General features: G+C 62.1%; 11 protein-coding genes and 2 pseudogenes. 6 read left to right on the top strand and 7 right to left on the bottom strand.

Going from position 1 to position 8251, the window contains the following annotated elements; genetic code table 11:
* Positions 1–208: 208 nt before the first annotated feature.
* Entirely contained in the window at positions 209–787 is a 579-nt protein-coding gene (locus ACESNG_RS02390; protein WP_373062502.1) for a heme-binding protein, read from the bottom strand.
* A gap of 619 nt (positions 788–1406) precedes the next feature.
* Here ACESNG_RS02390 and ACESNG_RS02385 point away from each other — a divergent pair.
* The 6 genes and pseudogenes from ACESNG_RS02385 (at position 1407) to ACESNG_RS02360 (ending at position 4671) form a co-directional block, all read left to right on the top strand.
* Positions 1407–2504, top strand: a complete 1098-nt coding sequence (locus ACESNG_RS02385; protein WP_373062500.1) for an NAD(P)-dependent alcohol dehydrogenase — start codon at positions 1407–1409, stop codon at positions 2502–2504.
* Positions 2505–2761: 257 nt separating this feature from the next.
* Positions 2762–3145 carry a hypothetical protein gene (locus ACESNG_RS02380; RefSeq protein ID WP_373062498.1) on the top strand — a complete coding sequence of 128 codons (384 nt, stop codon included), beginning with the start codon at positions 2762–2764 and terminating at the stop codon, positions 3143–3145.
* A gap of 51 nt (positions 3146–3196) precedes the next feature.
* Positions 3197–3622, top strand: a pseudogene (locus tag ACESNG_RS02375) (diguanylate cyclase domain-containing protein); the annotation flags it as partial.
* Positions 3579–3785 (top strand): annotated as a pseudogene (locus ACESNG_RS02370) (hypothetical protein); the annotation flags it as partial. The pseudogenes ACESNG_RS02375 and ACESNG_RS02370, both read left to right, overlap by 44 nt.
* A 72-nt stretch (positions 3786–3857) precedes the next feature.
* Entirely contained in the window at positions 3858–4421 is a 564-nt protein-coding gene (locus tag ACESNG_RS02365; protein ID WP_373067642.1) for an EAL domain-containing protein, read from the top strand.
* Positions 4414–4671, top strand: coding sequence for a hypothetical protein (locus tag ACESNG_RS02360; RefSeq protein WP_373067640.1), 258 nt, complete (start codon positions 4414–4416; stop codon positions 4669–4671). The genes ACESNG_RS02365 and ACESNG_RS02360 overlap by 8 nt, the downstream gene beginning before the upstream one ends.
* Positions 4672–4682: 11 nt before the next feature.
* Here the strand turns inward: ACESNG_RS02360 and ACESNG_RS02355 are convergent, their stop codons facing one another.
* The 6 genes from ACESNG_RS02355 to ACESNG_RS02330 form a co-directional block, all read right to left on the bottom strand.
* Entirely contained in the window at positions 4683–5507 is an 825-nt protein-coding gene (locus ACESNG_RS02355) for an alpha/beta fold hydrolase (protein ID WP_373067637.1), read from the bottom strand.
* Between the two features lie 59 nt (positions 5508–5566).
* Complete coding sequence (locus ACESNG_RS02350; RefSeq protein ID WP_373061083.1) at positions 5567–5851, bottom strand: putative signal transducing protein; 285 nt, start codon at positions 5849–5851, stop codon at positions 5567–5569.
* 97 nt (positions 5852–5948) lie between these two features.
* Positions 5949–6158 (bottom strand): BrnA antitoxin family protein, encoded by a 210-nt coding sequence (locus tag ACESNG_RS02345; protein ID WP_373067635.1) that lies wholly within the window; start codon positions 6156–6158, stop codon positions 5949–5951.
* Between the two features lie 7 nt (positions 6159–6165).
* On the bottom strand, positions 6166–6447 hold the full coding sequence (locus ACESNG_RS02340; protein ID WP_373061085.1) for a BrnT family toxin: 282 nt from the start codon (positions 6445–6447) through the stop codon (positions 6166–6168).
* Between the two features lie 210 nt (positions 6448–6657).
* A complete protein-coding gene (locus ACESNG_RS02335; protein WP_373061086.1) occupies positions 6658–7281 on the bottom strand; it encodes a type II toxin-antitoxin system VapC family toxin in 624 nt (207 codons plus the stop codon).
* 90 nt (positions 7282–7371) lie between these two features.
* Positions 7372–8251 (bottom strand): hypothetical protein (locus ACESNG_RS02330; protein WP_373067632.1); only part of this gene is annotated, 880 nt, incomplete at its 5' end.

The following is an 8251-nucleotide window of genomic DNA, read 5'->3' as shown; positions in this document are numbered from 1 at the left end:
GCCGTGCCGTAGCCCGCCATCTCGTAACCCCCTTTGAAAAACGTTGGGACACTACTGATCACCAGTGTAAGGTTTTGGCGCGGCACACCAAGCATGCGCCGCTAACCCGATAATGCGACGGGTATGTCAGACGAGGCAGCGACCACTGGTGCGACAGTTGGCTGCGTGGCGTTAGCACCGGCTTGCGGAAGGGTTGCGCTGGCCACGATCAGGCAAGCGACAGCCAGACTTCGTTGCGCCGCAGGAACGGTAGCACGTACGGCGCATTGTACCGGGCGAGGATTGGTGCGCCGTGCGCCGTCAGACCGGCCGCCGTGAGCGAAGCGCGCAGTGTCGCCACATGTTCGGCGTAATTCGCCTCTGTCCAGCGGCCGGAATAACGACGCACGGCTACGCGTTGCACCTCGATCTCGCGCAGTTTCACCCGGGAGTCGTTCGGCACCGGCAGTGTGGCGAGCGAATAGCCGGGCGGCAGCACGAACCGCACCTGGAATCCGCCAGCGTCGGCTGATTGCATCATGGGCAAGGTCGTTGACAGCGCCAAAGGCGACTGCGTGACAGGAGCGGTCATCGCCAATTTGTGGGAGCCGCCGTTGCCGCCGAAGATGTATCCGGCAAGCAGGCGAAATCCCTCGCTGCTGGCGGACTCGGCCGGACCCGCCACGATCACTTCCGCCACCAGATACGGCTCGTAAACGCGGATCTCGTAGACGTCGGTGTGGAGCTCGAGCCGGTACGCCGGCTCACCCGCGTCGCGGCGCGCTGGCGTCGTGCTGCTCTGGCCCATAGCGACAACCTTCTCTGTTGGGACGTGGAAAAGAGTTCTATGATCAGGCCAGCGTTGGATGATACACGGTCTCCCAGCCCACGAGCATGAGGTCGCTGTGCAGTGGGAATCGCCCCGTCACTTCGATCAGTAATATCTGCAAGCGGCGGACCACATCGGCTTCTTACGCCGTGGCGCGGCTATTGCACTCCCCTCCCCACAACGGTGCAACGTCAACCGAACTACGGCGGACACTCTACAGAACCGTTCGATGGCAAGACCACTCAATAGCGTCATCGCGTTCTCGGCGCGAGCATACGACTCAACGGTCAACGGAGCAGCGATGAACCGATCTCCTCTTCTTCCAATCAATACTTCGCTACGAGCCGACATAGTGGTCGAGGACCGAGTGCGTCTTCACGGTGCTGAGATTGTCAGCCACGTGAACTACTCACAGCTCTCGCGCGTGTGGTGGACACGAGGATTGGTTGCCACCGATGTCGCCGAAAAACTTTCCTGCTTCGGATTGGCGCGACGTGCGTTGGTCCATCGTCATGACGCAACGACCCCGCTCAGTGCCGATCGCTGACGCCTGGCGATCCATTCCTTTCACCGTGCATTCTTCCCAGCGCGAAACGACATGATCGACGCACGTGGGTACTCCGCCGCAGATGCTCAGAGTCGCCTGAGCTTATTCCGATTCGAACGTGAGGAAGGTGGCCCCCACGACGTCACCATCGACGTGCTCTACTGCGGCGTTTGCCACTCGGACATCCATCAGGCGCGGAACGAATGGAAGAACACCGTTTATCCGTGCGTTCCGGGTCACGAAGTCGTGGGTCGCGTGAGCGCAGTTGGAGCCAACGTCACGCGACACGCGCTCGGCGATCTGGTTGGTGTGGGGTGCATGATCGATAGTTGTCGGAGCTGTGAGCCGTGCACGTCGGCCGAAGAAAACTATTGCGAAGGGCCGAACAGCTGGCTTGCCACCTACAATGGGCCCATGGTGCCCACGTCCAAGGCGACCACCGGCGAGAATATGTACGGTCGCGACAACAGCTATGGCGGTTACTCCAATGTGATCGTCGTGTCCGAGAAGTTCGTGCTCTCGATCCCGGCGGCGCTCAAACCAGAAGTCGCAGCACCGATCCTCTGTGCGGGCGCCACCACCTTTTCGGCCCTCAAGTACTGGGGCGTCAGCAAAGGTCAACGGGTCGGCGTGGTGGGCTTCGGTGGACTGGGAGACATGGCGGCGAAGTTGGCGAAGGCGATGGGGGCCGACGTGACCGTGTTCACCCGCACCTCGGAGAAACTGCAGGAGGCCGCGCGGTTCGGCGTGACCGGCGTATTGGAGCACGATACCGCTGCGCTCCAGAAACTGAGCTCGGCGTTCGACTTCATCATTTCGACCGTCCCGGAGCGTCATGACGTGAATCCATTCGTCAAGCTGCTCAAGCGCGGTTCGACACTGTGCGTGGCCGGAGCGCTCGAACCAATGAGCCCGGTGAACAATCAGGACGTTGCATTTCATCGCCGTTCCGTTGCCGGATCATTGATTGCAAGTCTCGCGGACACTCAGGAAGTGCTCGAGTTCTGCGCCGAACACGCCATCGGTCCGGATGTCGAGGTGATCCGCATGCAGGATATCAACGCGGCATACGACCGCGTAACGCGCGGAGATGTTCGATTCCGCTTTGTGATCGACATGTCGTCACTGACTGAGTCGGAAATCGAATAGGCACCCAAGGCACACCCGTCACCAATCCGTTACGTAACAACGGTCGGAAACGGTTGAAGGGGAAGTCTGGTCGGGTCGATACGGAGACTTACACCTCCCTCTTTGCCGAACCCGTTCCGTCCAATGCACACCACCAGATCCGCCACCGCCCAGTTTCGGGACATTGTCGTCACCCCACGAGGACGGCGGCGCGCCTCCGCTTTCGCGTTCTTTGCCGCGGCGGTACTGTTTTTTTATCTATTGAAGCGACGAAGAGTGTGATCCTTCCCGGACGCTCCCTCTGGGAGTCGCACTCCATCACTATCCTCTTCGGATCGTGTGTCGCTGCCGTGGCCGCCTATGGCACCATGCTGCGGCAAGGCTCGATCCTCGCAAATCTTGCCTCTGAAGCGGCGCGGCGGGAAGCGTTGGAAGTTCGACAGTCGGCGTTGGCCGAGAGCGAAGCCCGTTATCGGTCGCTGCTCGAGGCGATCGCGGTCCATCGGCTTGGCAAGCTGGTGTACGTGAATGCGGCCGGCGTGACGTTGATCGACGCGACCACGGCGGAGGAACTCGTTGGTCGACGCGCGTCGGACTTCGTGCACGCGGACGACCGCGTGTTATTGCAGCAGCGGATGGGTGCTGCCACCTCTCGTATTTAGTATCGGCTCGCGCGGATTGACGGGGAGCTGCGCGAAGTCGATGCCGCGTCGGTGAGAATCTCGGACGAGAACACGGTAGCCACGCAAACCGTCTTTCGCGATATCACCGAGCGCAAACTGCTGGAAGCGCGGCTGTTGCATGAAGCGTATCATGATGCACTGACTTCGCTGGCGAACCGCACGCTGTTCCATGATCGAGTGGAGCATGCGTTGGCGCTCACCGTGCGCGATACCGTGGCGCGCTTCGGTGGCGATGAGTTCGCCATTTTGCTCGAGCGCGTTGCCGACTCCGGCGAGGCCCTCGCCATTATGAACCGGATCAAGATCGCACTGTGCCGCCCCATGATGCTCCAGGGCCGCCTGATCTCGATCTCGGCCAGGGTCGGCGTGGCCTTTGCTGAGCCGGCTGACGAGGTGAACACGCTACTGCGCAATGCCGACGTCGCGATGTATGAAGCGAAGGAAGCCGGCAAGGCGCGGCACGCCGTTTTCGAACCAGCGATGTATCTGGCCATTGTTCAAACGGTTGCAATTCGAGTCCGACCTGCGCCACGCCGTCGCCGATCCCGCGCGCGCCGGCTTGCGCCTGGTGTATCAGCCCATCGTTCACCTGGACAGTGGCGACATCAGCAGTATGGAGGCGCTGCTCCGTTGGCAGCATCCCACGCGTGGCGCGATCTCACCCACGGTGTTCATACCGGAGACGGTGATCATGCGCGACACCGAGAACTCGCTGACGACCCTACAAGCGTTGAAATCGCTTGGCGTGAAGCTCGCCATCGATGATTTCGGTACCGGCTACTCGAGCTTGAGCTACCTCCAGAAGTTCGCGGTCGACGTGCTGAAGATCGACCGGGCGTTCGTTGAAGGCGTCCAGCACGGCGGCTCCGACACCGCCCTCGCGAAGACCATCATCGCGCTTGGTCAGACGCTGGGTCTCAAAACCGTGGCCGAGGGTGTCGAGCTGGAATCGCAACGGAAAGCGCTACGCTCTCTGGGATGCGTGTTGGGTCAGGGCTACCTGTTTTCCAAGCCGCGGGAGGCCGACGAGCTGACGTCGTGGCTCGACCTCGATCGCGTCCGGCGACTCAGCACAGCTCAGGCACAGCTCAGGCACATTGAAAGTGTCAGCCTCACGATGACTTTCAGACCGAAACGTATGCGTCCTCTTACACTCCTCCACCACCCCGCGTTACCTATCGTCGATGCTGTTGTCCGCCAACGGATCGCGACCGTTCGTGACGAGTGGCGGCACGGATCGCGTGAGTGTGCTTGATGTGGCGAACGGCGCGCTCGTCACAGAGCTGTGTGACGCGCCGCCGTCGGGCCCGGCACAAGGTAGCACGCCCAGCAACGTTGCACTCCCGGCCGATGAGGCACGATTGTTCGTCACCGAGGCTGATGCAAACGCCGTGGCGATCTTCGACTTGTCGGCGAAGAGCGCCGGCACCGAGGCGGATGTCCCAGCTGGAGCGAATTCATTTGCGATAGGCCGTACGGACAGGCATCCTCGTGCCAGCGCCTGAAGTAGCAATCGTCAGCTGCTCAGAAAGTCGAGCATCAACGCGTTGAGTTGCGCGGCATGCGTGGCCGCAAAGCCGTGCGGCGCGCCAGCGAGGACTTCGTAGCGACTGCCCGCAATCGCGTCATGCGACTTATTTCCGGAAATCGCAATCGGTACGATGCGATCGGCGTCGCCGTGCACGATCAGCGTCGGCACGTCGATCTTCTTCAGGTCATCACGAAAGTCGGTGGCGCTGAAGGCCACGATGCACTGTTGCGTGGCCAGCGGCGAGGCAGCCCACGCCACCCACTTGCTGAACGGCACGAGGTCGGCGCCTGACGGCACGCTGTCCACATTGTAGAAGTTCTTGAAGAACTCGTCAAGGAAGGCGATACGGTCGGTGGTCACGCCCGCGACCATCCCGTCGAAGATCGCCGGCGGCGCACCATCCGGGTTGTCCGCCGTCTTGAGCAGGAACGGCGGCACCGCGCCCAGCAGCATGGTCTTCGCGACGCGCGCCGAACCGTAACGGCCGATGTAGCGTGCGATTTCGCCGCCGCCCATCGAGAAGCCGGCCAGTACAACCTTGTGCAGATCGAGCGTTGTGATGAGGTCGTTCAGATCGGAGGCGAAGCTGTCGTAATCGTAGCCACCGGTCGCCTTCCCCGACTCACCGAACCCTCGGCGGTCATACGTAATGCAGCGATAGCCGGCGGCGGTAAGCGCATTCACCTGGCTCTCCCAACTGCGGTGGCTGAGCGGCCATCCGTGAATCATCACGACCGGTTGCCCGCTGCCGCCGCCGTCTTCGAAGTACAGGTCGGTCGCCGGAAGGGCGGAGGTCACGAGGAAGGGCATTGGGGCTCCGTTGAGGGGACGATGGCGACCGGCACCCCTCGCAAGAGTTCGGCCATACGCTACGGACGGCCCTGCTCGTCGTCGAGTGACAGGTGCCGCTCCGGTGGTGTGTCGAGCAGCTCTCGAGCGCGCTCGAACTCCGGCGTCGGGACATGCAACGCGATCCCGCCCACCACCACACCCTGGAAGGCGAGTCCGAAAATACCGGGCGCATTGCTGCGAACGAGAACAGGGATGTCCGCGCCTTCGAGGGTGTCCCGGGCGATGTCCGCCTCGAGTCCGGTGGAAAACGTGGCGACTTCAATCCATTCGGCGCGCCCTGACATGTCGTCTGCTGCAGTCATCGAGAATCCGGAATGAGTGGCAGATGCGGCACCGCGGCCAACGCGCCCGCGTTCACCGCGTTGATCAGCCCATTAGGAAGATAGTCGCCGGCACCGTCTACGTGACTCGCTTCAATCGCTCCGCCATGCGCGTCTGCCAGCCCGGCCCGGTCGCGCGCCACTTCTCCAGTAGGTCCGCCGGCAGTCGCAGCGAGATGAGCACGCGAGGATTGGCCGACACCGGTCGGCCACCCTTGGAAAACCGCGCGCGGGCAAACATCTCGTCGGTGAGCTCCGGCAGTTCGATGTACTCTTCCGGTTGAATCACGTGCGCATCAACCCGCGCCATGTCGGAGCCTGCTGAAGCGCGCTTCTTCCCGGGCATTCGCCTTCCGCATGCTGAAGACGTGGCGTGCCGCGCCACGCGGGGTATATCCGACGACAACCAAACGGCCATCGAGCAGGCCGTAGCAGATCACTCGACGTTCACCGTAGTCTCTGCGCAGATCATCAATCTCTGCGACCTGTCCAGCGAACACCGCCACCGCCTCCGCGAAGTCGAGACCTCGCGTAAGTAGCGTGTGTAAACGCTTGACGTCGTCATAGGTGATCTGCATAGTTAATGTATATACAATAACATATGACCGCAAGGCCGGTCTCGGAGGCCTTGTAGGGTGGTCCGGCCAAACACGGAGTCGACGTCAACGCGACTTACGCCGCTCAACAGATATTTCGCGGGCGACAGCATCCCGGATCATGGAGCGCCGCGTCGCGCGCTCACAACCCCGCCATTGCTCATCCCATCATTTCAGCGCACATCGCCAGCGTTATTGTTCCGGCACGACCACGAAGCCCAGCGCGCGTGCACACGACCGAACGCGCTCATCGAGCGACAGGACCGCCACCGGCCCGACGGCGTCCCGCAGGGCGCTGGCTGTCGCCACATGCAGGGCGTCGAGCATACGCACCGGATCGACCGACATCGTCGCGCGCGCCCGTTCCAGCACGCCGTCGGTGAGAGCGTACACATCCCACGACGACTCGGCGCGATCGAGCAACTGCAGCGCGGCCAGCTCTTCGACGTGGGTGATCCGCCCCAGCACACGCGCCCGCATCAGCGCCCTCGCGCATTCGACACCAGTGAGCGCCGAGGTGACCACCGCTCCGCCTCGTGCAGCGCGGCGCGCACGACCGACTCGGTCGGTTCTCCCAATAACCACGCCAGCACCGCGCTCGACTCCACGTACACGATCACCGTTCGTCTCGACCTGCGTCGAGCAACGCCACCGACGTACCGGTCGGCGATACGATCGGGCTGACCTGGTACGGTTCGCGTGGACGTTCCGCAACGCGCAGGGTCCCCGTGGTAGCCAGACGCGCTGAGGCGCGATCGACGCGCGATTCCACGAACGTGCCGCCGTCAGGAAGAAAAGTCGCACATGCGGGAGCATAGGCGACTTTTCCTACCTTCAACGACAACGAACCGGCACAACGGGTCGGTAAACGGCGCGACCCAATGGCTGGATCGTGATGCTTCAAGATCAGAAGAACATGAAGTTGAAGCGACCACCACTCGAACCCAGGCTGCCGAAGCGTTGGTTCACGATGGTGTTGTAGATCGATCCGAAGGTGTAGCGAATGCCGATGTTGGTGGTGATGCGAAATCCGGTCTGCAGCGCCTGCCGTTGCAACAGGATTTCCTCTTCCGTGTTACCGGCGCGCGGGAGATAGATCTGATCGTTCAAGCGGGCGGCGGAGCCACCGATATTCAGCGAGAAGCCGCGACCGAGGCGAAGATCCACGTTGCCGCTGAGCGTGAGCGCGTTCCGGCTGACATCATGCAAGTAGTTCAACCAGTCCAGCGACACGTTGGATGATCCCCACGACTGGCGCGCCACCAATGACGCGGTCGCCTGCTGGCTGAATCGCGTTTCCGTGTCGCGATCGAGCACCGTCGTGCGCTGGTAGTTGTAGTAGTTGGGACCCACGTTGTAGAGAAACGTGAGCTGGCGGCGCGTCTGCTCCGACCATTCGAACACGTTGTACTCGATCGCCGGCTGTAACCGCAGCGCGAGGTCCTGGTTGAGAAAGTCCGAATAGCCGGCGCCGGCCTTGAATCCCGCCGACCAATGCGAATTCAACGACCGAACCACCAGCGAGTTCGCGTTGTACGTGCGCTGCTCGTTGCGGACCGCGATCGCCGGGCGGTTCGCCGTAGCGGCGAGCTTGAAGTTCTGCGTGTTCACGTTACCACTCACCGACGTGTTCAACTTCCAGGTCGCGGTCGAACGATTGGCCGCCAATGATAAGGAACCGTTCACCGATTGCTGCTGCTCCTCGGCACGCACGAACGCATTGAAGTTGGTCGTGTACGTCCAGAGGTTCCACTTGTCCTTGAGACTGGCCGGCGACGCCGCTTGC

Origin of the sequence: Gemmatimonas sp. (assembly GCF_041689975.1) — a bacterium.
In the GTDB taxonomy this organism is placed as follows: domain Bacteria; phylum Gemmatimonadota; class Gemmatimonadetes; order Gemmatimonadales; family Gemmatimonadaceae; genus Gemmatimonas.
Note: the sequence above shows the minus strand (reverse complement) of the source record. Positions and strands in the feature narration are given on the sequence as shown.